This window comes from Mycolicibacterium chitae (genome assembly GCF_900637205.1).
Taxonomy (GTDB): Bacteria; Actinomycetota; Actinomycetes; order Mycobacteriales; family Mycobacteriaceae; genus Mycobacterium; species Mycobacterium chitae.
Map to the genome: position 1 here is coordinate 298,147 of NZ_LR134355.1, position 21,437 is coordinate 319,583.

Here is a 21,437-nt window from a genome sequence, read left to right on the forward strand (position 1 = left end):
CGCCGGGTGGACGTCGACGCATTCGTGGTGGCTCACCGCCCCACCTGGGATCGGCTCGAGGACCTGATCAAGCGTCGCAACAAGCTCTCCGGCGCCGAGGTCGACGAGTTGGTCGACCTGTACCAGCGGGTCTCGACGCACCTGTCGATGGTGCGGTCGTCGTCCTCGGATTCGGCGCTGATCGGGCGGCTCTCGACGCTGGTGGCACGCGCCCGCTCGGCGGTGACCGGCGCGCACGCCCCGCTGTGGAGCGAGTTCCGCAAGTTCTGGACGGTGTCGTTCCCGGTGGTGGCCTACCGCTGCTGGCGCTGGTGGCTGGGCTCGGCGATCGGGTTCACGATCGTCGCGGTCGCCATCGGGATTTGGGTGGCCAGCAACCCCGAGGTGCAGGCCACCATCGGAACCCCCAGCGACATCGAGCAATTGGTCAACCACGACTTCGAGTCCTATTACAGCGAGAACCCGGCGGGGTCGTTCGCGCTGCGGGTGTGGATCAACAACTCGTGGGTCGCCGCGCAGTGCATCGCCTTCGCGGTGCTGCTCGGCCTGCCGATCCCGTACATCCTGTTCCAGAACGCCGCCAACGTCGGCGTGGCCGGCGGGCTGATGTTCGACGCCGGCAAGGGCGGCCTGTTCCTCGGCCTGCTGACCCCGCACGGCCTGCTCGAGCTGACGGCGGTGTTCCTGGCCGCGGCCGCCGGCATGCGGCTGGGCTGGTCGGTGATCGTGGCCGGCGACCGCCCGCGCGCCCAGGTGCTCGCCGAACAGGGCCGCGCCGTCGTGGCGGTGGCCATCGGCCTGGTCGCGGTGCTGCTGCTGTCCGGGCTGATCGAGGCGCTGGTGACGCCGTCGCCGTTCCCGACGTGGGTGCGCATCGCCATCGGGGTGCTCGCCGAGGTCGCGTTCCTGGCCTACGTGGTGTACTTCGGCCGACGGGCGGTGGCGGCGGGGGAGTCCGGCGACGTCGCGGATGCGCCCGACTTCGTTCCCACCCGCTGACCGGCGCTCAGAGCCGGCCGCTCGCCTTCATCGCCAGATAACGGTCCGCCAGCGCCGGCGCCAGATCCTCGGGCGCGGCGTCGACCACTTCGACCCCGCTGTGCCGCAGCCGGGCCGCCAGCGCACCGCGGTCGTTGCGGGACTTCTCCGCGGCCGCCGCGTCGTAGACCTGCGCGGCATCGGAGCGCCCGGCGGCCAGCTCGTCGACCCGCGGATCGCTGACCGCGGCCACGATCACCTGATGTTTGGCCGACAGCTGCGGCAGCACCGGCAGCAGCCCCTCGTCCAGGGCCGAGGCGTTCAGATCGGTCAGCAACACCACCAGCGCCCGTCGTCGCACCCGGCGCTGTACTGCCGAAACCGTTGCGGTGAAGTCGGATTCGACCAGGGCGGGTTCCAGCGGCGCCATGGCCTGCACCAGTTGCGCCAGCAGTTCGGTGCGCGAGGCCCCGACGACGGCCGCGCGGCTGACCCGGTCGTGGGCCAGGAAATCGACGTGGTCGCCGGCGCGGGTGGCCAGCGCCGCCAGCAGTAGCGCCGCGTCCAGGGACCAGTCCAGCCGCGGCCAGCCGCCCGGGTCGGCGGCGGTCGGATCCACCCCGACCCGACCGGCCGAGGTGCGGCCGGTGTCGACGACGATCACCACGCGGCGGTCCCGCTCGGGCCGCCAGGTGCGCACCACGACGTCGTTGCGCCGGGCGGTGGCCCGCCAGTCGATGGAGCGGACATCGTCGCCGACGACGTATTCGCGCAGCGAGTCGAATTCGGTGCCCTGCCCGCGGATCAGCACCGGCACCATGCCGTCGAGTTCGCGCAGCTTGGCCAGCCGCGACGGTAAGTGCTTGCGGGACAGGAACGGCGGCAGGATCCGCACCGTCCACGGCGCCCGATGGGAGCGTTGCCGCCCGGCCAGGCCCAGCGGGCCCAGCGAGCGCGCGGTCACCGCCGCCGAGGCCTGATCCCCGCGCCGCACCGGGCGCAGCCGGGTCCGCACCACTTCGGTGCCGTCGGGCCCGAGGTCCAGGGCGCACCGCGCGGGTTCGGCGCGCGCGCTCGGCGGCCACGCATCGCGGACCCAGCCCCGGAACCGGCGGGTGCCGGTGTTGTGGACCCGCAGTTCGACCTGCACCGGCTCGCCCAACCGGGCCGAGGCGTCCCCGGAGCGCGACAGCGACAACGCCCGCGGGCTGGCCGCCAGCAACACGTCGACGGCGACCGCGGCCAGCAACACCACCAGCAGCACCACGAAAGCCGTTGCCGGCCAGGGTGACAGCGCGATGGGCAGCACCCCCAGCAGCGCCAGCAGGCCGGTGCGGCCGGTCAGGACCACTAGCGCGGAACCGGGACGGCGGCCAGGATTCCGTCGAGGACGCCGTCGGGCGTCGCGCCCTCCAGTTCGGACTCGGGTCGCAGCGCGATCCGGTGCCGCAGGGTGGGTCGGGCCATGGCCTTGACGTCGTCGGGGGTGACGTAGTTGCGTCCCGAGAGCCAGGCCCAGGAGCGGGCGGTGCTGAGCAGTGCGGTCGCGCCGCGCGGTGAGACACCGAGCTGCAGGGCCGGCGAATGCCGGGTGGTGCCGACGATATCGACGATGTAGCCGAGGATCTCGTCGGCGACGAACACCTCGCGCACAGCGGCGCGTCCGGCGGCCAGATCCGCGGGTCCGGCCACCGGCTCCAGCGACGACAGGTCGCGCGGGTCGAAGCCCCGGGCGTGCCGATTCAGGATGGCGATCTCCTGATCGCGCGGCGGCAGCGGCACGTTCAGCTTCAACAGGAAGCGGTCCAGCTGGGCCTCGGGCAGCTGATAGGTGCCCTCGTACTCGATGGGGTTCTGGGTGGCGGCGACGATGAACGGGTCCGGCAGCGCGCGGGCCTCGCCGTCGACGCTGACCTGACGTTCCTCCATCGCCTCGAGCAGGGCGGCCTGCGTCTTGGGCGGGGTCCGGTTGATCTCGTCGGCCAGCAGCAGGTTGGTGAACACCGGGCCGGGCCGGAACGTGAACGCCGCGGTGCGGGCGTCGTAGATCATCGAGCCGGTGACGTCGCCGGGCATCAGGTCCGGGGTGAACTGGACGCGCTTGAACTCCAGTTGCAGCGCGGCCGACAGCGCCCGCACCAGCAGCGTCTTGGCGACCCCGGGGACGCCTTCGAGCAGCACGTGGCCGCGGCACAGCAGCGCGACGACCAGCCCGCTGACCACCGCGTCCTGTCCGACCACGGCCTTGGCGATCTCGGCGCGCAGGTCCAGCAGCGCGGTGCGGGCGGCGTCCGCGGCGGCGGAGGAGGCCGGCGCCTGGGAGGGCTGTGTCACGAGTGTGCGACCTGCCTTTCGATGTCGTCGAGGGCGTGTGCCAGATGTACCAGATCGTCGTCGGTGGCCGGCGGCGGACCGAACAGCGCGTACTGCACCAGCCCCGGATCCAGGCCCGGCGCGCGCTGCGCGGTGTTCTGCGCGATCGCGGCCACCAGGGTTGGCGGATCGGTGCCGGGACCGAGGCCCAGGCGCGGGGTGAGCCGCTGCAGCGCCGCGGTGCGCAGCGCCTCGGCGGCCTGGGAGCGGGCCCGTCGGGAGCGGTACAGCCGGCCGCGGCCCTCCACGGTCTCCGAGGCCCGCACCACCACGGGCAGCTTCTCGGCGACCAGCGGGCCCAGCCGGCGGCCCTTACACAGCGCGACGAGGGCCACCACCAGGCACAGCTGCCAGACGATCCAGTTCACCCGGTCGGGAATCAGGTCGGTGATGCTGGCCGCACCGCTGCTCTCTCCCTCGGGCTGCTGCGGGGCGTACCAGATCAGCCGCGGCGCGGCGCCGGCCAGGTTCATCGCCAGCGCGGCGTTGCCGTCGCGCAGCAGCGTGGAGTTGGTCATGAAGTCGGCGGTGCCGATCACGGTGATGGTGCGATCGCCGTCGGTGTAGCGGACCAGCGCGCCCTCGTAGCACCGGGTGAGGTCGATGTCGTCGTCGGCGGCCTCGTAGGTGACGGTGGGACCCAGGCGCGCCGAACCGGCCCGATCCGCCTCGCGCAGAGCGCAATCCGGCTCGCCACCGAGCGTCGACTCGGTGCCCTCCGCGATGCCCGGCGCGAGTGCCTCGCGGGTCCGCGAGGTCGGCGCGATCAGCAGCAGGTCCCCGGGGGCATCGGCGAGGGTGGCGAGCAACTCGTCGTCCCACAGGTAGAAGGTTTGGGCGACCAGCAGCAGCGAGTCCGGGCCCGCCAGGGCGGCGGCCTCGGCGGCGGTGTCGGCGACCTGAACCTGAACGCCCTGCTCGCGCAGCAGCGTCACCAGTGCCTGCGCGCCGTCGGGACCGGTGGCCGTGGGGTCCATCCGCCCGCCGTCGCGCGGCGTCGTCAACCAGGCGGTGACGGCGGCCAGCAGGACGACGGCCACGATCGCCACGGCGATCCAGCGCCAGGTTCGGCCGCGCTGGGCGGGGCCGGCGGTCACGGCGGTCATCGGATCTGGGCCCAACCCGCCTGCGCGGCAGGGTCGGCGACCGGGCCGCGCGGGGTCGGCGGCCGCGAGCGCAGATGGTCGTCGAGCTGCGCCAGTTGCCGATAGGACTCCGGCGTGCCCGGGCGTTCACCGAAGGTGACGTCGTTGAACACCGTTGCGGCGTCGACGAATTCGGCGGAAAGGTCGGGCATGGCGGCGCCGGCGGCGCGGGCCAACTCCAGGGAGGTGCGGCCCGGGACGGCGTCGAGGACCCCGGTCTCCTCGAGGTGCCGCGCGATGGCGCGCAGCCGATGCCGGATGGCGGCCGCGAAGTCGCCGGCGGCGGCGTACTGCTCGGCGCTCGCGCGGTGCTGATCGGCGCTGCGCTCGGCGGTGCCGAACAGCGCCATATCGCCGTTTCGGTTGGTGTGCATGGTGTTTCGGGCCACCCGCACGGCCACGACGACGGCGGCGGCGACGAGGATCAGCAGCACCGTCAGGGTGAACCACCCGCCGGGGACCGACGATCCGGAGTCGACGATGCGGTAGATCACCTCGTTGAGCCAGTCGCTGAGCCGTTCGGACAGCGACGGTTTGGGATAGATGGGCTTGTTGAGCTCCTGCTGCGCGAGCTCATGGGCGGTGTCGCGGTCGATGTCTACTTCTGCCACGGATGAACCTCAGCGCCAGGTCAGCCAGAGATGATCGGTGGACCGCGGGTCGGCGGGATCGGCCGTCGCGCCGGTGCGCAGCACCAGATCGAACGCCTCCGCGCGGATCCGGCGGTCGGTGTAGAGCAGCACGACCACACCCGCGGCGAACGGGGTGGTGATGATCTGACCGACCACCGCGCCGACGCTGGCCAACACCGCGGCGACCATGATCGCCGGTGTCGAGGCGCCCATCAGGCCGCCGGCCAGCGCCGCGGCGAACATGAACGGGACCGCCACCGCCGTCGCCACCAGGTAGGTCACCACCCGGGTGAGCAGCCAGATGCCGAAGACGCGCCAGAAGTCGCGGCGGATCAGCGCGAAGGACCGCGTGATGGAGGCCAGGACCGGTTGGCGTTCCAGCACCACGATGGCGGGGGCGAACGAGGTGACCACCGAGATCCAGAGCATGGCCGCGGCAGCGAACAGCCCCAGCGGGATTCCGACGGCCACTCCCGCCAGGCCACCGCCGGCCGCGGTCGCCGCGACGATGATCACCACGACCACCAGGACCACCGCGACGGAGGCCAGCGTGATGAGCAGTGTCACCGCGATCAGCGGCCACAGCCGGTCCCGGATGCGGTGCCAGGTCTCGCCGATGGTGATGGTGTTACCGAAGACCGCGCGGCCGACGACGACGGTCAGCATGCCGGTGAGCACGATCGCGGCCAGCGCGCTGATCAGCATGCCCGGCAGTTCGGTCCAGACGCTGCCGACGAACGCGGTCCCGAAGTCGGTGCTGTCCGGGTCGGTGTTGGCCAGCGCCCGCATGGGGCCGATCTGCAGCAGCAGCGCGATGGCCTGGGTGGCGATCACGACGATGGCCGTCAGCCCCAGCGAGGCCTTCGGGTTGGTACGGATGAAACCGACCGCGCCGTTGTAGATGTCGCTGAGGGTCAGCGGGCGCAACGGGATGACGCCGGGCCGCAGTTCCATCGGCGGCGGCGGGTAGCCGGGCGGGGGGCCATAACCGGGAGTGGGGCGATAACTGGGCGGGGGGCCGAACGATGGGTAGCCCTGCGGCTGCTGGGGTTGTTGTGGCTGCTGGGGCGGCCACCCCGGACCCATCGGCGGCATGCTCACCGGGCGATTCCCCTGTCTACATCGTTCAACTCCGTGCCCGACCAGTCTGGCATGCCGGGCTCGAGCCGGTCACAGCAAATGCGCCCAGGGCGTAGCGTCATAGCCATGGCTGAGCTGAAGAACCGGTTGCGTGCCGACCTGACCGCGGCGATGAAGGCGCAGGACAAGCTGCGTACCGCCACCCTGCGGCTGGTGTTGGCCGCGATCCAGAGCGAGGAAGTGTCGGGCAAGCAGGCGCGGGAGCTCTCCGACGACGAGGTCATCAAGGTGCTGAGCCGCGAGTCGCGCAAGCGCGGCGAGGCGGCGCAGATCTACGTCAGCAACGGCCGCGGCGAGATGGCGGCCAACGAGCGGGCCGAGGCCAGCGTCATCGACGAATATCTGCCGACCCAGCTCAACGACGACGAACTGGCGTACGTGGTCAACACCGCGATCGCCCAGGTGGCCGAAGCCAACGGGGAAGCGCCCGGCATGCGGCAGATGGGGCAGGTGATGAAGGCGGCGACCGCGATCGCAGCCGGCAAGGCCGACGGGGCGCGCATCTCGGCCTTTGTCAAAGACCGGTTGTGAACGCCTGAGCGGTCAGATCGCGGCGTGGGAGAGGTCGGCGTAGGCGCGACGCTCGACGAGCAGCGGGACGAAGTCGCGGATCTTGCTGCCGGAGAACCGGTCCCGGGCCTGGTCGACGGCCGCGACCACGGCAGTCGGCGGGAGCTGAGTGAACTCGTCGATCAGCCGCCGCTCGACGTCGGACAGCAACTCCTCTTCGGTTCTTTTGGCCATAAGTCAAATTATCGGTGAACTCGTGGTTGCGGGCAAATGTTTCTGCAAAGTGTCAGCAACGCCACAGCGCTTCCTGCGAGGTGGTCGCGATCAGAGTGCGGTCGGTGTTGTAAAGAGACCCGCGCACCAGGCCCCGGGAGTCGCTGTTGTTCAGCGACTCCACGTCGTAGCGGTGCCACTGCCGCGGGTCGAACGGGCGGTGGAACCACACCGAGTGGTCCAGGCTGGCCGCGAACCCCACGGTCGGGTCCAGCGGCAGGTCCGGCGGGCGCGCCACCGGCACCGGCCCGAAGTCGGACATGAACGCCAACGCGCAACTGCGCACCAGCGGATCGTCCTCGATCTCCTCCCGGGTGCGGATCCAAAACGGCGGGATCGCGAACTCCGAGGTGTCGTCGGGCATGGTCCGCAGCTCGAAGCGGTCGGCGAACTCGATGTCGGCGTCCTTGCCGACGGCGTCGTCGAGCCCGACGGTCACCATCGGCGGGGGATGGCGGTCGGCGCCGGGCTCGGGCAGATGGAACGAGGCGATCATCTCGAGGATGACCGCGCCGTTCTGGACGGCGGTGACCCGGCGGGTGTCGAAGGAGCGGCCGTCGCGGGTGCGCTCCACCCGGAACTCGACGTCGACGCCGTAGGCGCCGCCGCGCACGAAGTACAGGTGCAGCGACTGCGGATGCTTGCCCGGGTCGACGGTGGCGCCCGCGGCGCCGAGCGCCTGGGCCGCGATGAGTCCGCCGAACAGCCGCTGGCCCGGACCGGCGTGGGTCTGGGGCGGCACGAACGTATCCCCGTCGCGGTCGAACTGCAGCAGCTGCGCGATCCAGCTGCGCTTGACACCCGTCATGACGGCCGACCCTATCGGGGCCGCGTTCAGCGGCGGTACTTGGGCGCCGCCAGCGGTTCCGGCTCGGGGTTGGCCAGCACCCACGCCACGGCGAGCTCGCTGACCCGGCCGACGGCGTCGTCGTCCCAGTCGCGGCCGAGTCCGCCCCGCAGCGTGGCGAGTTCGCCGGCCGTGGTGACGGGCGAGCCCGAGCCGAGGTGGTCGATCAGCGCATCACGCAGCCGGCCGAAGTCCCGGTCCCAGTTGGCGGCGCCGCTCTCGAGCAGTTCGTGGCCGATGCGCCCGGCCAGCCGGATCACCTCGCCCTGGACCGTCGTCGCCGCGCCGCTGCCGGGTACCAGGTACTCCCACAGTTGGTCGAACTGCACCGGCCAGGGCGCGTCGTCGACCGTGATCGGGGCGACGCCGTCGTGGACCCGGCGCGCGGCCACGGGCTGCACCCCGAACAGCGCGTAGAGCTCGGCGAGGCCGCGGTCGGTCTCGTCGACGTGGTCGGGATTGAAGTCGTCGCGGTGGAACTCGAACTGCCGGCCGATCTCGGTCACCGCCTCGGCCGCGTCGTCGGGAACGGGCGAGCCGGCCTCGAGCAGGATGCGGGCCGAGCGGGCGAACTCGGCGATATCGGAGTTGCGGCAGGCCACCAGCCCGGCCGCCAGCGGGGTCTGGTCCATCTCGTTGCGGGCGGCGGTGTCGGCGCGGTGCTCGACCAGGACGGCGACCGTGTCGGCGTTGACGATGACGGCGTCGTGCAGCGGGGTGTCACCGCTGCGGTCGGTGACGTTGACGTCGGCGCCGTGCGCGATGAGCGTGCGGGTGAGGTCGGGCCGGTTGGTGGCGGCGTGCAGCGCGCTGCCGTAGAAGTCCTCGGGCGCATTGACGTCGGCACCGAGCTCGAGCAGCAGCGCGATGTCCTGGCCGCGAGACACCCTCTGCGACAGTGGGGTTCGCCCCCACGCGTCCGGGGTGTCGACGTCGAGTCCCTGGGCGACCAGCCAACGGGCCAGTTCTTCGGGGCAGTTGTCGAAGCCCAGCGCCGTGGTCTTGGGGTCACCGCCGCGCGCCTCGACCAGGCAGGTGTCGTAGACGGCCTTCAACGCGTCCAGATCGCCGGCGGTGAGCAGGTCCTCGAAGTTCTTCGGCAGGGTCTTCCGTTTACGGGCCACGCGTCGATTGTCGCCCGTTCCTAACCGACCGGCAACCGGTGCGCACGGATCGCGGCGCGCAGCGCTTCCTCGTCAATGTTGTTGCCCCGCAGCGGGATCGATGCGGCCACGAACTGGTCGGGGCGCACCAGGTACACGCAATCGGAGCGTAGCCGGCCCCGCGGGTCGCGACCGAAGTCGCATGGGCCCTCGATCCAGTCCGGTAGGTCCGGCCGCCGCAGCGCCCCGGCGCCGTAGCCGTGCAGCTGCCACGTCATGGTGCGCAGGGCCTGCTGGTTGTCCCCGACCGGCGGAAGGCGCAGCCCCACCGCGGGATCCGACGGCCGGGCCTCGCCGAAGTGATAGCGGATCCGGTACTGCCCCAGGTATCCGCCCACCCGCGCGCCCAGTCGGGTCTTGACCAGCAGCGGGATCGCCGTCGCCCCCAGAAAGGCCACGACGCGGCGGATCAGCGCCGGCACCACGCTGCGCCGCCCGATCACCCCGAAGGCCCGGTCGGTGACGTTCACCAGCGTCAGCGCCACCGGCCGGCGCTCGAGTTCGTAGCGATCCAGCGCCGCGGGGTCGCGGCGGCCCTGGGCCACGTCGGCCAGCAGCGTGGCCAGGTTGTGCGCATCCTGCAGGCCGGTGTTCATGCCCTGCCCGCCGACGGGGGAGTGCACGTGCGCGGCGTCGCCGGCCAGGAACACCGACCCCACCCGGAACTTGGCGGCCACCCGGTGATGCACCCGGTAGGTGGAGAACCAGTCGACCGCGCCGTGCGTCAGGCCGAAGTCGGCGTCGGCGGCCGCCAGGGCCTCGTCCTGGGAGATCTCGTCCCGCGGGGCCAGTGCGATCAGCCGGGTGTGCCCGCCCGGGCCCAGCGGGAAGATCACCGCGAAGGTCGACCTGCCGACCCGCAGGTTCAGCGCGGAATCGGGCACCCCGCGCACGTCGTGGACGTCGGCGACCCAGAACGTCGCGTCGTCGGTGTTGCCCTCGAAGGGCAGGTTGAGCTGCCGGCGCACCGTCGAGGAGGCGCCGTCGGCCCCGATGCACCAGCGCGCCCGCACCCGTAGCAGGGCGCTGTCGTCGTTCTCGAGCAGCGCCTCGACCCGGCCGTCGGGTTCGGCGGTGCGGTCGGACAGATCGACCAGGCGATGTTTCCAGCGGACGTCGGCGCCGCCGTCGCGCAGGGTGTCGCTGAGCAGTTCCTCGTTGCGGCTCTGCTCGAACACCTGCACGCCGGGGAAACGGGTGCCGCCCGTCTGCAACAGCGTGACGTTGGGTCCGGGGCCCCGCGGCGACGCGCCGACCTGCAGCCGGGTGGCGAGATAGGCGCGCTCCAGCACGGTCTCGGCCAGGCCGAGCTGGTCGTAGATCTCCATCGAGCGGGCGTGGACCACCAGCGCGCGCGACTCCCGGGTGGGGCCGGCCTTGCGGTCCACCACCACCGCGGCGACGCCCCGGCGGTGCAGGACCAGCCCGGCCATCAGGCCGGTCGGACCGGCCCCGACCACCAGGACATCGGTGTCGATCGCGGGCAGATCGTCGAGGCGGATCGGAGTCACCAAACCATCTTCATCCCGGGCGACGCGTCCGCGGGAGATATCGCTGACAACACGCGTTGCCGCCATAACCTGACTTTTGAGTAATAAGCGTCACAATCGTGTCAGAATTGCCTCGCGGCCACCGTACTGGTTGGTAACAATGTCGAGAACACACATGAGATGGCTCAGGGGGGCAATCGGGTGGATGTCAGCGAGGGGTGGCGCATCGGCGCGCTCGACTCGACGTCAATTGTCGACAAGCGGATCGACCAGCTTCTGGCCCTGATCGCCGAACACAGCCTCGATCCGGTGATCAGCGAGCGCGCCCAGGAACTGCGCCTGACCCCCGAACCCGAAGAGGACTGGTCGCAGAAGGCGCTGCAGGCGTGCCACGACATGGCGGTGTTCCTCAGCACGCGGGATGCCCGCGACGCGGACTGACGCCGCACTGCTCGGCGAGCGCATTCGCAACGGATCGGTGAGGATCGATCCGTTGATCAATGGCGACCACCAAGACTGAGCAGCGCACCCAACCCAGCGCAGCCCGCGGGCTGCGCTGGGTGCTGTTGGCGCTGTGCGTCACCGAGATCACCAGCTGGGGCGTGCTGTACTACGCCTTCACCGTGCTGTCCCCGCAGATCAGCGCCGATACGGGGTGGTCGGCGCCCGCGGTGACCGCGGCGTTCTCCGCGGGGTTGGTGACCTCGGCGCTGGTGGGCATCCCGGTCGGGCGCTGGTTGGACCGCATCGGCCCGCGGTGGATCATGACCGGCGGATCGGTGCTCGGCGTGCTCTCCGTGGTCGCCGTGGCCGCCGCGCCCAATTTCGGGCTGTTCGCCGCGGCGTGGATCTTCTCCGGGGTGGCGATGAGCGCGGTCTTCTATGCACCCGCGTTCGCGGCGCTGACCCGGTTCTTCGGCACCGAGGCGGTGCGCGCGCTCACGGTGCTCACCCTGGTGGCCGGCTTCGCCAGCACCGTGTTCGCGCCGTTGACCGCCGCGCTGGCCGCGCAGCTGAGCTGGCGACACACCTACCTCGTGTTGGCGGTCGTGCTGGCGGCGATCACCGTCCCGGTGCACTTCTTCGGGCTGCGGCGCCCCTGGCCCGCGCTGGTCATCGACCACAGGACCGAGTCGCCGACCCGCATCGCGCGCAGCCCGTCGTTCCTGACGTTGATCGCGGCCTTCGCGCTGTCCGGCCTGGCCTCCTACGCCGTGATCGCCAACCTGGTGCCGCTGATGACCCAACGCGGCATCGGCACCGGTGCGGCGGCCCTCGCGCTGGGACTCGGCGGGGCCGGGCAGGTGCTGGGCCGCCTCGGCTACCAATCCCTGGTACGCCGGGTCGGCGTCGTGCCCCGCACGGTGGGCGTCATGGCCGGGGTGGCGGTCACCACCGCACTGCTCGGCGTGTTCACCTCGTATGCGGCGCTGGTGACCGCGGCGATCGGAGCGGGGGTGGTGCGCGGCATCATGACGCTGCTGCAGGCCACCGCGGTGACCGAGCGTTGGGGCCCAACCCATTACGGCCACCTGAGCGCCTACCTGAACGCGCCCATCATGATCGCCACGGCGGTGGGCCCGTTCGTCGGCGCCGCCCTGGCGAGCCTGCTCGGCGGCTACGCGGCGATGTTCGTGGCCCTGGGCGCGATCGCGGCGGTGGGCGCGCTGCTGGCCTATAACCCGGCGTCGCGGGCCCGGGTGAGCAAGTAAGAAGGCCCCGCTCCGGAAACCGGATCAGGGCCTTCTGTCTGCAGTCACACGAGTCGGGGTGGCGGGATTCGAACCCACGACCTCTTCGTCCCGAACGAAGCACGCTACCAAGCTGCGCCACACCCCGGGTGAAGCCACGACAGCGTATCGCACCACCGGCCCGGGAAGCCAAACGAGGTCCCCGCTCGCCCGCGGGATGAAATCCGCGTGTCGGTGCGGTTGTACCGCCTGTACCGCTGCCAGGCTGGGCAACACACGAGGGAGGCCGACTATGACCGCACTGGGAGCCGCCGTGTTCGGCGGGTTTTTCGGAGTGGCCGTGCTGTGGCTGTTCCTCACCAACGACGAATCGGACGCCGCCGAGAATCACCAGTGGGCGCAGGACCGTTCGAAGTCGGCCAGCTGCGCCGCCGGCCCGGACAGGTCGAGCCCCATGCTGGTGACCCACTCGTCGCAGAAGTAGGTGTCCGCGTAGCGATCCCCGCTGTCGGCCAGCAGCGTCACCACCGACCCGCGCTGCCCCTCGGCGACCATCTCGGCCAGCAGCCCGAACGCGCCCCAGATGTTGGTGCCCGTGGACGGCCCCACCCGTCGGCCCAGCACCGCGCTGACGTGGCGGGCCGCCGCCACCGACGCGGCGTCGGGCACCAGGACCATCCGGTCGACCACCTCGGGTAGGAACGACGGCTCCACGCGCGGGCGCCCGATGCCCTCGATGCGCGACGATTCGCCGGTCACCACGTCGCGGCGCTGCTCGTAGGACGGGAAGAACGCCGAGTTCTCCGGGTCGACGACGCACAGCCGGGTGTGGTGGCGCCGGTAGCGGATGTAGCGGCCGATGGTGGCGCTGGTCCCGCCGGTGCCCGCGCCGACGACGATCCACGCCGGCACCGGATGCGGCTCGGCACCCATCTGCGAGTAGATCGACTCGGCGATGTTGTTGTTGCCGCGCCAGTCGGTGGCGCGCTCGGCGTTGGTGAACTGATCGAGGTAGTGCCCGCCGGTCTCGTCGGCCAGTCGCTCGGCCTCGGCGTACACCTCCGCGGAATTCTCCACGAAATGACACCGCCCGCCCTGGGCCTCGATCAGTGCGATCTTCGACGCACTCGTCGACTCGGGCACCACGGCGATGAACGGAAGACCGATCAGTGCAGCGAAATACGCCTCGGAGACCGCCGTCGACCCCGACGAGGCCTCGATGAGTGTGGTCTCCGGTCCGATCCAGCCGTTGCACAGCCCGTAGAGGAACAGCGAACGCGCCAACCGGTGCTTGAGGCTGCCGGTGATGTGGGTGCTCTCGTCCTTCAGGTACAGCGCCACGCCGTGGGCGTCGCCCCAGGCCGACGGCAGCGGGTAGCGCAGCAGGTGGGTGTCGGCGCTGCGGCGTGCCTCGGCGTCGATCAGGCTGATCGCATGGTCGACCCAGGCCCGCTCGGGGCTGCGGTCGCAGACCGGACCCACCGCGTCAGAGGACGGCGGCGGTGGGTTGCGACTGGTCGAGGTTGCGGCTCGAGTCGTCGCCCCCGGTGGGCGCGGCGATCAGCGTGAGCAGGCTGGCCTCCGGCCGGCAGCAGAACCGCACCGGCGCGAACGGCGAGGTACCGAGGCCCGCCGACACGTGCAGCGCCATGTGGGCGCCCCACTTGGACACGCCCTTGGCGCGCGACGGGTCGAGGTCGCAGTTGGTCACCAGCGCACCCTTGAACGGCAGGCACAGTTGGCCGCCGTGGGTGTGCCCGGCCATCACCAGTTGGTAGCCGTCGGCGGCGAAGCGGTCCAGCACCCGGGTGTAGGGCGCGTGCACCACGCCGAGGCGCAGGTTCGCCGCGGCGTTGGCGGGCCCGGCGATGGCGGTGTAGCGGTCCCGGTCGATGTGCGGGTCGTCGACGCCGGCGGCGGCGATGGTCACCCCGGCGACCTCGAGTTCGCGACGGGTGTGGGTCATGTCCAGCCAGCCGCGTTCGGTGAACGCCGCCCGCAGGTCCTGCCACGGCAGCGGATTGCCGTGCACCCGGTGCCCGCGGTCGGTGATGTACTTCGCCGGGTTCTTCAGGGTGGGCCCGAAGTAGTCGTTGCTGCCGAAGACGAACAGCCCGGGCACCGACAGCAGATCGCCGAGGGCCTGCACGACGGCCGGCACGGCCTTCGGGTGCGACAGGTTGTCGCCCGTGTTGACCACCAGGTCCGGCTCCCAGCGCGCCAGGTCGCGCAGCCACGCCTGCTTGTGCCGCTGGGCGGGCCGCATGTGCAGGTCGGACAGGTGCAGCACCCGCAGCGGCGACGAACCCGGGGACAGCACCGGCAGGGTCGCTTCGCGTACGACGAACGCGTTGCGTTCGATGAGCGAGGCATATCCGATCCCGGCGATGGCGGTGCCGAGCGTCACCGCGGCGGTGCGTTTCAGGACGGGTAGAACTGCGGGCATGTGGCCACGATACTGCCCGTCGCTGTGTTACGGAGGCGGAGGCGGAACCAGCACCGGAACCGTGATCGGCGGCAGGCCGGGGATCTCGACCACGGTCTGACCCAGCGGCGGCGGTGCGGGCAGTCCCGGCGGTGCGGCGGGCCGCGGCGGCGGCGCCGGGGCCACCCCGTTACTCACCAGGATCGTGACGATCGAGCCCGGAATGGTCTGCCCGCTGGGCGAGGTGCCCACGACGGTGCCGTACGACGAACTGCTGTTGACCGACGACGCCTGCTCGGCGACCTGGAAGCCGGACTCGGCGAGCCGCTGGCGCGCGCTGTCCTCCTTCAGGCCGGACACGTTCGGCACCCGCGAGTTGGGGCCGCCGTCCACGTAGCGCGGATCCGTCGGCGGCATGATGACCTCGCCGAAGTTGGTGGCGATCGGCTTCATCGCGGCGAACCACGTGCTGGCCGGCTCGTTACCGCCGTAGAGGTTGCCGGACCCGCATTGCCGCAACGGGAACGAGCACAGCTCGCTGGGCGCGTTGGAGTCGTCGTAGATGTAGTTGGCGGCGGCCAGCTGATTGGTGAAGCCCAGGAAGCCCGACGAGCGGTTGGCCTCGGTGGTGCCGGTCTTGCCCGACATCGGCAGGTCCCAGCCCACCGACCCGGCGGCCCCGGCCGCGGTGCCGGCGCCGCGGTCGTCCTCGCTCATGGCGTTGGCCAGCGTGTTGGCCAGGCCCTCGGGCACCACCTGCTCGCACGTCGAGGTGGTCACCGAGATCTCCTTGCCGTGCCGGTCGAAGACCTTGTCGATCGGGTTCGGCGGGCACCAGGTGCCGCCGGAGGCCAGCGTGGCCCCGACGTTCGACAGTTCCAGCGCGTTGACCTCGAACGGGCCCAGCGTGAACGAGCCGATGTTCTGTCGCTTGATGAAGTCGGCCAGGCTTTCGGTGCTCTCCGGGTGGTAGTCGCGGGCGGTGCCGGGTTCGGCGTAGGACCGCAGCCCGAGCTTGATCGCCATGTCCACCGTGCGCTGCACGCCGATCTGCGAGATCAGCTTGGCGAAGGCGGTGTTGGGCGAGGTGGCCAGCGCGTCGGTGACGTTCATCGGGGAGCGGTAGCTGCTGACGTTCTGCACGCACCAGGTGTCCTTGGGGCAGCCGCGCGCGCCGCCGCTGCCCAGGCCCTTGGCCTCGAACCGGCCGGGCACGTCGAGGTTCATGTTGATCCCCATGCCCATCTCGAGGGCCGCGGCCACGGTGAAGATCTTGAACACCGATCCGGCGCCGTTGCCCACCAGCGAGAACGGTTGCGGGTGCATGGTTTCCCCGGCGTCGAGGTTCAGGCCGTAGGTCCGGTTGCTGGCCATCGCCAGCACCGGGTGGGTCTCCTTACCGGGCCGGATGACGCTCATCACGCTCGCGACGCCGGGGGTGTCGGGCCGCGCGTAGCGGTCCACGGACTGCTTGACCGAGGCCTGGATGTCGGGGTCCAGCGTGGTCTGGATCAGGTAGCCGCCCTTGGCCACCTGTTCCTTGCTGATGCCGGCGCGCGCGAGGTACTCCTGGACGTAGTCGCAGAAGAACGCCCGATCGCCGGCGGCGATGCACCCGCGCGGCAGTTCGTTGGGCACCGGCAGCACACCGAGGGGCTGCTGCCGGGCCACGCGCAGTTCCTCGGCCCGGTCCGGCAGGTTCTCGATCATGGTGTCGAGCACGATGTTGCGCCGCGCCAGCGCGCCCTCGGGGTTGGTGTAGGGGTCCAGGGCGCTGGTGGACTGCACCAGGCCGGCCAGCATCGCGGCCTGCTCCCAGTTGAGTTGGGAGGCGTCGACCCCGAAGTAGGTCTGGGCGGCGTCCTGGATGCCGTGCGCGCCGTTGCCGAAGGACACCAGGTTCAGGTAGCGGGTCAGGATCTCCGGCTTGGTGAGCGTCTTGTCCAGGGTCAGCGCCATCCGGATCTCCCGCAGCTTGCGCGCGGGGGTGGTCTCGATGGCGGCGCGCTTCTCGGCGTCGGTCTGGGCGACCACCAGCAGTTGATAGTTCTTGACGTACTGCTGTTCGATGGTCGAACCGCCGCGGGTGTCGAGGTTGCCCGACAGATAGCCCGACAGGCCCGTCAGCGTGCCCTGCCAGTCGACGCCGTTGTGTTCGGCAAACCGCTTGTCCTCGATGGACACGATTGCCAACTTCATGGTGTCGGCGATCTGATCGCTGGGCACCTCGAAGCGCCGCTGGTTGTACAGCCAGGCGATGACGTTGCCCCGGGCGTCCACCATGGTGCTGACGGCGGGAATGTCGCCCTCGACCAGTTGGGACGAGCCGTTGGCGACGACGTCGGAGGCGCGGTTGGACATCAAACCGATGCCCCCGACGACGGGGAACATCAGGGCCGCTGCGAGGACAGCGGCGAGCAGGCAGCACCAAGCCAGCTTGATGACCGTTACTGCAACCGGTGGGCGGTCTGGCATGCGTACAGCGTAACGATGCCGCTGAGCGGCGCGAATACCGAGCAGCGACACCGGCGGGCGGCCGACGGCGCCCGGTTCTGCTGCGTTTCATGATCGGACTGCACGGGCGTCCCAAAAAGATGAGCTCGCAATGGTTGCGCAAATGCGACCTGACCACCTAACTTATACACACAATGCGACGTAGGTAACACCTCACAAAGCAGTGTGGCGTAGATCGCAACTGGGTCTACACCCGAGGGCAGTGCCGCTGTATGGCGGACGAGCGAAGGGGAATCGCTGGTGTCAACAACTCGGCAAGCAGTTCGTAGGACGGTCACACCCCGGATGGACGCGCCGCCGCCCGGCGCAGAAGGTGAAGCCCGCATCGCGTGGGTGGCCAAAGCTCGATGCCGGGGGGCTGACCCCGACGAATTGTTCGTCCGGGGGGCGGCGCAGCGTAAGGCCGCAGTCATCTGCCGACACTGCCCGGTGATCGCCGAGTGCGGCGCCGACGCCCTGGACAACCGGGTCGAGTTCGGCGTGTGGGGTGGCATGACCGAACGTCAGCGCCGCGCCCTGCTCAAGCAGCACCCAGAGGTGGTGTCCTGGGCCGATTTCTTCGCCGCGCAGCGCAAGCACCGCAGCGTCAGCTAATGCCGCTCAGGCCGTGAGCTGATCGGCGATCGCGCGCAGCGCCTCCAGATCGGAGACGTCGAACGGGAGCGACGGCACGCCGACGATCGGCACATCCGGGTTGGCGCCGGTGAACCGCGACAGCAGTCGCACCTCACGCTTGGCCGTCAACCCGCGATCGGCATGGATCCGCAGCACCGCCGCGGCCAGCGCGTCGGGGTCCTTGGCCTCCAACTCGTCGGCGCCGTCGGTGGCGCGCTCCACGGTCAGCGGGCACAGCGGCGGGTGGGTGCGGTTGAGGATCAGGCCGGCCAGCGGCATCTTCTCCTCGGACAGCCGGTCCACGAAGAACGTGGCCTCGCGCAGCGCGTCCGGCGCCGGAGCGGAGACGACGACGAACTGGGTGCCGCGGCGCTTCAACAGCTGGTAGGTGCGGTCGGCCTTCTCGCGGAAGCCGCCGAACGTCGAGTCCAGTGATTGCACGAACGCCGAGGCGTCCGAGAGCATCTGCGAGCCCAGCACCGTCGACAGCGCCTTCATCGCCAGCCCGACGGCGCCGGTGACCAGCTTGCCCAGACCGCGGCCCGGCGCGAGCAGCAGCCGCCACAGCCGGCCGTCCATGAAGCTGCCGAGGCGCTTGGGCGCATCCAGGAAGTCCAGCGCGTTGCGCGACGGCGGGGTGTCCACCACCACCAGGTCCCAGCGATCCTGGGCCAGCAGCTGACCCAGCTTCTCCATGGCCATGTACTCCTGCGTGCCGGCCAGCGAGGTCGCCACCGTCTGATAGAACTGGTTGTCCAGAATCGCTTGTGCGCGTGCGGGATCCGAGTTCTCGATGACCATCTCGTCGAAGGTGCGGCGCATGTCGAGCATCATCGCGTGCAGCTCGCCGGGAACCTCGGGGTTCAGCGGGACCCGCTGCGGGGTGTTGCCCAGATCCTCGATGCCCAGCGCCTGGGCCAGCCGGCGGGCCGGGTCGATGGTCATGACCACCACGGTGCGGCCGTACTCGGCGGCGCGCAGCGCCATGGCCGCGGCCGTCGTCGTCTTCCCCACGCCGCCCGCGCCGCAACACACCACGACGCGGTTGGACGTGTCCTGCAGGATCGACGCCATGTCGAGCGCCGGTGGTTTGGTGCTCATCAGCGGACCCCCTGGTGGGCAAGGACGTCGGCGAGCTCGTACAGGCTGCCGAGGTCGATGCCGTCGTTGATGGATGGCAGTTCCAGCCGCGGCACGTGGATCTCGTCGAGCCGCTCGGCTGTTTCCGACCGGGACTTCACCCGGGTGGCGTGCTGGATGGTCTCGGTGAGCAGACCGGCGAAATCGCCGTCAGGCATGGTGATCCCGACCTTCTCCAGGTCGGCGCGCACCGCCTCGGCGTCGATCTCACCCTCGGCGGCCGCGTCCAGGTCCTCCGGCGCCAGGAACGCCGGGATGTTGCGGTTGACGATGACGGCGCCGATCGGCAGGCCGATCTCCTCGAGCTCCTCGATGGCCTCGATCGTCTCCTGGATGGGCAGCGACTCGAGCAGCGTCACCAGGTGGATGGCGGTCTGATCGGAGCGCAGCAGGTTGACCACGCCCTCGGCCTGCGAGTGCACCGGGCCGCCCTTGGCCAGGTCCGACACCGCGCGGGTGACGTCCAGGAACCGGGAGATCCGGCCGGTGGGCGGTGAATCGACCACGATGGCGTCGTACACCGGCAGCTTGTTGCGGTCGACGCGGATCACCGACTCCTTGATCTTGCCGGTGAGCAGCACGTCGCGCAGGCCGGGTGCGATGGTGGTGGCGAACTCGACGGCCCCGATGCGCTTCATCGCCCGGCCGGCCAGGCCCAGGTTGTAGAACATGTCGAGGTATTCCATGAACGCGGCCTCGATGTCGATGGCCAGCGCGTTGACCTGTCCGCCCCGTTCGGCGGTCGCGATCTTGAGCTCCTCGTAGGGCAGCGGCGGGACGTCGAAGAGTTGCGCAATCCCTTGGCGCTCTTCGACTTCCACCAACAGCACTTTGCGGCCGCCGGCGGCCAGCGTCAGCGCCAGCGCGGCGGCCACGGTCGATTTGCCGGTGCCTCCCTTGCCGGTGACGAAATGGAGCCGGGCCTTGGCCAAACGGGAGGGCCAGCCGACGGGTCTTCCGTCGCTCGGTGTGGTCGCCATGGACTGCATGTTAACCAACGTCTTAAGCGAGACCACTAGGCTCATAACCCATGAGTGCACCGACCACCTGGGAGTACGCCACCGTGCCGCTGCTCACCCACGCCACCAAGCAAATCCTCGATCAGTGGGGCGCCGACGGTTGGGAACTGGTCGCAGTGCTGCCCGGCCCGACCGGCGAGCAGCATGTGGCGTACCTGAAACGGCCCAAATGAGCGCCACCGCGCGCCTGTCCGAACTGGGCCTGACCCTGCCCACCGTCGTCGCACCGCTGGCCGCGTACGTGCCCGCGGTGCGCACGGGCAACCTGGTCTACACCTCCGGTCAGCTGCCGATGGTCGACGGGAAACTGTCGGCCCAGGGCAAGGTCGGGGCCGAGGTCAGCGCCGAGGACGCCCGGGAGGTGGCCCGGCTGTGCGCGCTGAACGCGCTGGCCGCGGTGGACGCGCTCGTCGGACTCGACAACGTGACGCGGGTGGTCAAGGTCGTGGGATTCGTGGCGTCGGCGCCCGGTTTCAACGGCCAGCCCGGCGTCGTCAACGGCGCGTCGGAACTGCTCGGTGAGGTCTTCGGGGACGCCGGCGCGCACGCGCGGTCCGCCGTCGGCGTCGCGGAACTCCCCATCGACGCACCGGTCGAGGTCGAACTCATCGTCGAGGTGAATTGAGCAACGGCGACCGCACTCCGCAGGCGGGCGAGGTTCTGACCCACCCCGCCTACGGACTGCTGCGCCCCGTCACCGACACCGCGTCGGTGCTGCTGTGCGACAACCCCGGCCTGATGACGCTGGACGGCACCAACACCTGGGTGCTGCGCGGGCGGGGCAGCTCGGAGATGGTCGTCGTCGATCCGGGACCCGACGACGACGCCCACCTGGAACGGCTGGCCGCGCTCGGCAAGATCTCGCTGGTGCTGATCAGCCACCGGCACGGCGACCACACCGACGGCATCGACCAGATCGTCGACCGGACCGGCGCCGTCGTGCGCTCGGTGGGCAGCGGCTTCCAGCGGGGCCTGGGCGGCTCGCTGACCGACGGCGAGGTGATCGACGCCGCGGGGCTGTCGATCACCGTGTTGGCGACGCCCGGGCACACCGCCGACTCGGTGTGCTTCCTGGTCGACGACGTCGTGTTGACCGCCGACACCGTGCTGGGCCGCGGCACCGCCGTGATCGACAAGGAGGACGGCAGCCTGCGCGACTATCTGGAGTCGCTGCGCCGGCTGCACGGGCTGGGCTCGCGGCGGGTGCTGCCCGGGCACGGCCCGGACCTCGGCGACCTGCACGAGGTCAGCGAGATGTACCTGGCCCACCGTGAACAGCGGCTCGAGCAGGTGCGCGGCGCGTTACGTGAGATCGGCGAGGACGCGACCGCCCGACAGGTCGTCGAACACGTCTACACCGACGTCGACGAGAAACTGTGGGAGGCCGCGGAGTCCTCGGTACAGGCCCAGCTGGACTATTTGCTCGAGCTGCGCCGGTGATTTCGGTGCGTTCGGTTGCGGCAACCGCAACCCAGCGCACCC

General features: G+C 70.6%; 22 protein-coding genes and 1 tRNA gene. 8 read left to right on the top strand and 15 right to left on the bottom strand.

What is annotated here, in order from left to right; all coding sequences use genetic code 11:
- The first annotated feature begins 6 nt into the window (after nt 1-6).
- Nucleotides 7-999 carry a stage II sporulation protein M gene (locus EL338_RS01465; protein WP_126332117.1) on the top strand — a complete coding sequence of 331 codons (993 nt, stop codon included), beginning with the start codon at nt 7-9 and terminating at the stop codon, nt 997-999.
- Nucleotides 1,000-1,006: 7 nt separating this feature from the next.
- On the opposite strand, the gene EL338_RS01470 is transcribed toward EL338_RS01465, so the two are convergent.
- Genes EL338_RS01470 through EL338_RS01490 form a run of 5 tightly spaced genes read right to left on the bottom strand, consistent with a single transcriptional unit; the run spans nt 1,007 to nt 6,223 of the window.
- Complete coding sequence (locus EL338_RS01470) at nt 1,007-2,329, bottom strand: DUF58 domain-containing protein (RefSeq protein ID WP_126332118.1); 1,323 nt, start codon at nt 2,327-2,329, stop codon at nt 1,007-1,009.
- Complete coding sequence (locus tag EL338_RS01475) at nt 2,329-3,312, bottom strand: AAA family ATPase (RefSeq protein ID WP_126332119.1); 984 nt, start codon at nt 3,310-3,312, stop codon at nt 2,329-2,331. The genes EL338_RS01470 and EL338_RS01475 overlap by 1 nt, the downstream gene beginning before the upstream one ends.
- On the bottom strand, nt 3,309-4,457 hold the full coding sequence (locus tag EL338_RS01480) for a DUF4350 domain-containing protein (RefSeq protein WP_126332120.1): 1,149 nt from the start codon (nt 4,455-4,457) through the stop codon (nt 3,309-3,311). Before EL338_RS01480 ends, EL338_RS01475 begins: the two co-directional genes overlap by 4 nt.
- Nucleotides 4,454-5,107: a DUF4129 domain-containing protein gene (locus EL338_RS01485; RefSeq protein WP_126332121.1), complete on the bottom strand. Its 654-nt coding sequence runs from the start codon at nt 5,105-5,107 to the stop codon at nt 4,454-4,456. The genes EL338_RS01480 and EL338_RS01485 overlap by 4 nt, the downstream gene beginning before the upstream one ends.
- Before the next feature lie 9 nt (nt 5,108-5,116).
- Nucleotides 5,117-6,223, bottom strand: coding sequence for a DUF7847 domain-containing protein (locus EL338_RS01490; RefSeq protein ID WP_126336615.1), 1,107 nt, complete (start codon nt 6,221-6,223; stop codon nt 5,117-5,119).
- A 111-nt stretch (nt 6,224-6,334) separates the two neighbouring features.
- Here EL338_RS01490 and EL338_RS01495 point away from each other — a divergent pair, with 111 nt between their 5' ends.
- On the top strand, nt 6,335-6,799 hold the full coding sequence (locus EL338_RS01495; protein ID WP_126332122.1) for a GatB/YqeY domain-containing protein: 465 nt from the start codon (nt 6,335-6,337) through the stop codon (nt 6,797-6,799).
- Nucleotides 6,800-6,811: 12 nt separating this feature from the next.
- On the opposite strand, the gene EL338_RS01500 is transcribed toward EL338_RS01495, so the two are convergent.
- The 4 genes from EL338_RS01500 to EL338_RS01515 are packed head-to-tail and all read right to left on the bottom strand — an operon-like array spanning nt 6,812 to nt 10,572.
- Nucleotides 6,812-7,012: a three-helix bundle dimerization domain-containing protein gene (locus EL338_RS01500; protein WP_126332123.1), complete on the bottom strand. Its 201-nt coding sequence runs from the start codon at nt 7,010-7,012 to the stop codon at nt 6,812-6,814.
- A 52-nt stretch (nt 7,013-7,064) separates the two neighbouring features.
- Nucleotides 7,065-7,859, bottom strand: coding sequence for an acyl-CoA thioesterase (locus EL338_RS01505; protein WP_126332124.1), 795 nt, complete (start codon nt 7,857-7,859; stop codon nt 7,065-7,067).
- A 26-nt stretch (nt 7,860-7,885) separates the two neighbouring features.
- Nucleotides 7,886-9,022 (bottom strand): ankyrin repeat domain-containing protein, encoded by a 1,137-nt coding sequence (locus EL338_RS01510; RefSeq protein ID WP_126332125.1) that lies wholly within the window; start codon nt 9,020-9,022, stop codon nt 7,886-7,888.
- A 20-nt stretch (nt 9,023-9,042) separates the two neighbouring features.
- Nucleotides 9,043-10,572 carry an FAD-dependent monooxygenase gene (locus EL338_RS01515; RefSeq protein WP_235666339.1) on the bottom strand — a complete coding sequence of 510 codons (1,530 nt, stop codon included), beginning with the start codon at nt 10,570-10,572 and terminating at the stop codon, nt 9,043-9,045.
- Between the two features lie 159 nt (nt 10,573-10,731).
- Between EL338_RS01515 and EL338_RS01520 the strand changes: the two genes are divergently transcribed.
- Nucleotides 10,732-10,992, top strand: a complete 261-nt coding sequence (locus tag EL338_RS01520) for a hypothetical protein (RefSeq protein WP_126332127.1) — start codon at nt 10,732-10,734, stop codon at nt 10,990-10,992.
- Nucleotides 10,993-11,051: 59 nt separating this feature from the next.
- Nucleotides 11,052-12,263 carry an MFS transporter gene (locus tag EL338_RS01525; protein ID WP_126332128.1) on the top strand — a complete coding sequence of 404 codons (1,212 nt, stop codon included), beginning with the start codon at nt 11,052-11,054 and terminating at the stop codon, nt 12,261-12,263.
- Between the two features lie 53 nt (nt 12,264-12,316).
- On the opposite strand, the gene EL338_RS01530 is transcribed toward EL338_RS01525, so the two are convergent.
- The 4 genes from EL338_RS01530 to ponA2 form a co-directional block, all read right to left on the bottom strand.
- Nucleotides 12,317-12,390, bottom strand: a tRNA-Pro gene (locus EL338_RS01530).
- A 239-nt stretch (nt 12,391-12,629) separates the two neighbouring features.
- Nucleotides 12,630-13,724: an L-cysteine desulfhydrase Cds1 gene (cds1, locus tag EL338_RS01535; protein ID WP_126332129.1), complete on the bottom strand. Its 1,095-nt coding sequence runs from the start codon at nt 13,722-13,724 to the stop codon at nt 12,630-12,632.
- Nucleotides 13,725-13,728: 4 nt separating this feature from the next.
- Complete coding sequence (locus EL338_RS01540) at nt 13,729-14,688, bottom strand: metallophosphoesterase (protein ID WP_126332130.1); 960 nt, start codon at nt 14,686-14,688, stop codon at nt 13,729-13,731.
- 27 nt (nt 14,689-14,715) lie between these two features.
- Nucleotides 14,716-17,142: a transglycosylase/D,D-transpeptidase PonA2 gene (gene ponA2, locus EL338_RS01545; RefSeq protein WP_126332131.1), complete on the bottom strand. Its 2,427-nt coding sequence runs from the start codon at nt 17,140-17,142 to the stop codon at nt 14,716-14,718.
- Nucleotides 17,143-17,421: 279 nt separating this feature from the next.
- Here ponA2 and EL338_RS01550 point away from each other — a divergent pair, with 279 nt between their 5' ends.
- The gene (locus tag EL338_RS01550; protein WP_126332132.1) at nt 17,422-17,775 is read left to right on the top strand and encodes a WhiB family transcriptional regulator; all 354 of its coding nucleotides are present in this window, start codon (nt 17,422-17,424) and stop codon (nt 17,773-17,775) included.
- 6 nt (nt 17,776-17,781) lie between these two features.
- On the opposite strand, the gene bagB is transcribed toward EL338_RS01550, so the two are convergent.
- Nucleotides 17,782-18,897: an ATPase BagB gene (gene bagB, locus EL338_RS01555; RefSeq protein ID WP_126332133.1), complete on the bottom strand. Its 1,116-nt coding sequence runs from the start codon at nt 18,895-18,897 to the stop codon at nt 17,782-17,784.
- The gene (bagA, locus tag EL338_RS01560; protein WP_126332134.1) at nt 18,897-19,916 is read right to left on the bottom strand and encodes an ATPase BagA; all 1,020 of its coding nucleotides are present in this window, start codon (nt 19,914-19,916) and stop codon (nt 18,897-18,899) included. The genes bagB and bagA overlap by 1 nt, the downstream gene beginning before the upstream one ends.
- A 50-nt stretch (nt 19,917-19,966) precedes the next feature.
- Here bagA and sp36 point away from each other — a divergent pair, with 50 nt between their 5' ends.
- From sp36 to EL338_RS01575, 3 genes are read left to right on the top strand one after another with little or no spacing between them, the layout of a single operon-like run.
- A complete protein-coding gene (gene sp36 / locus EL338_RS01565) occupies nt 19,967-20,128 on the top strand; it encodes a Sp36 family protein (RefSeq protein WP_126332135.1) in 162 nt (53 codons plus the stop codon).
- A complete protein-coding gene (locus tag EL338_RS01570; RefSeq protein WP_126332136.1) occupies nt 20,125-20,580 on the top strand; it encodes a RidA family protein in 456 nt (151 codons plus the stop codon). The genes sp36 and EL338_RS01570 overlap by 4 nt, the downstream gene beginning before the upstream one ends.
- Nucleotides 20,581-20,615: 35 nt before the next feature.
- Nucleotides 20,616-21,395: an MBL fold metallo-hydrolase gene (locus EL338_RS01575; RefSeq protein WP_126336616.1), complete on the top strand. Its 780-nt coding sequence runs from the start codon at nt 20,616-20,618 to the stop codon at nt 21,393-21,395.
- The last annotated feature ends 42 nt before the right edge of the window (nt 21,396-21,437 follow it).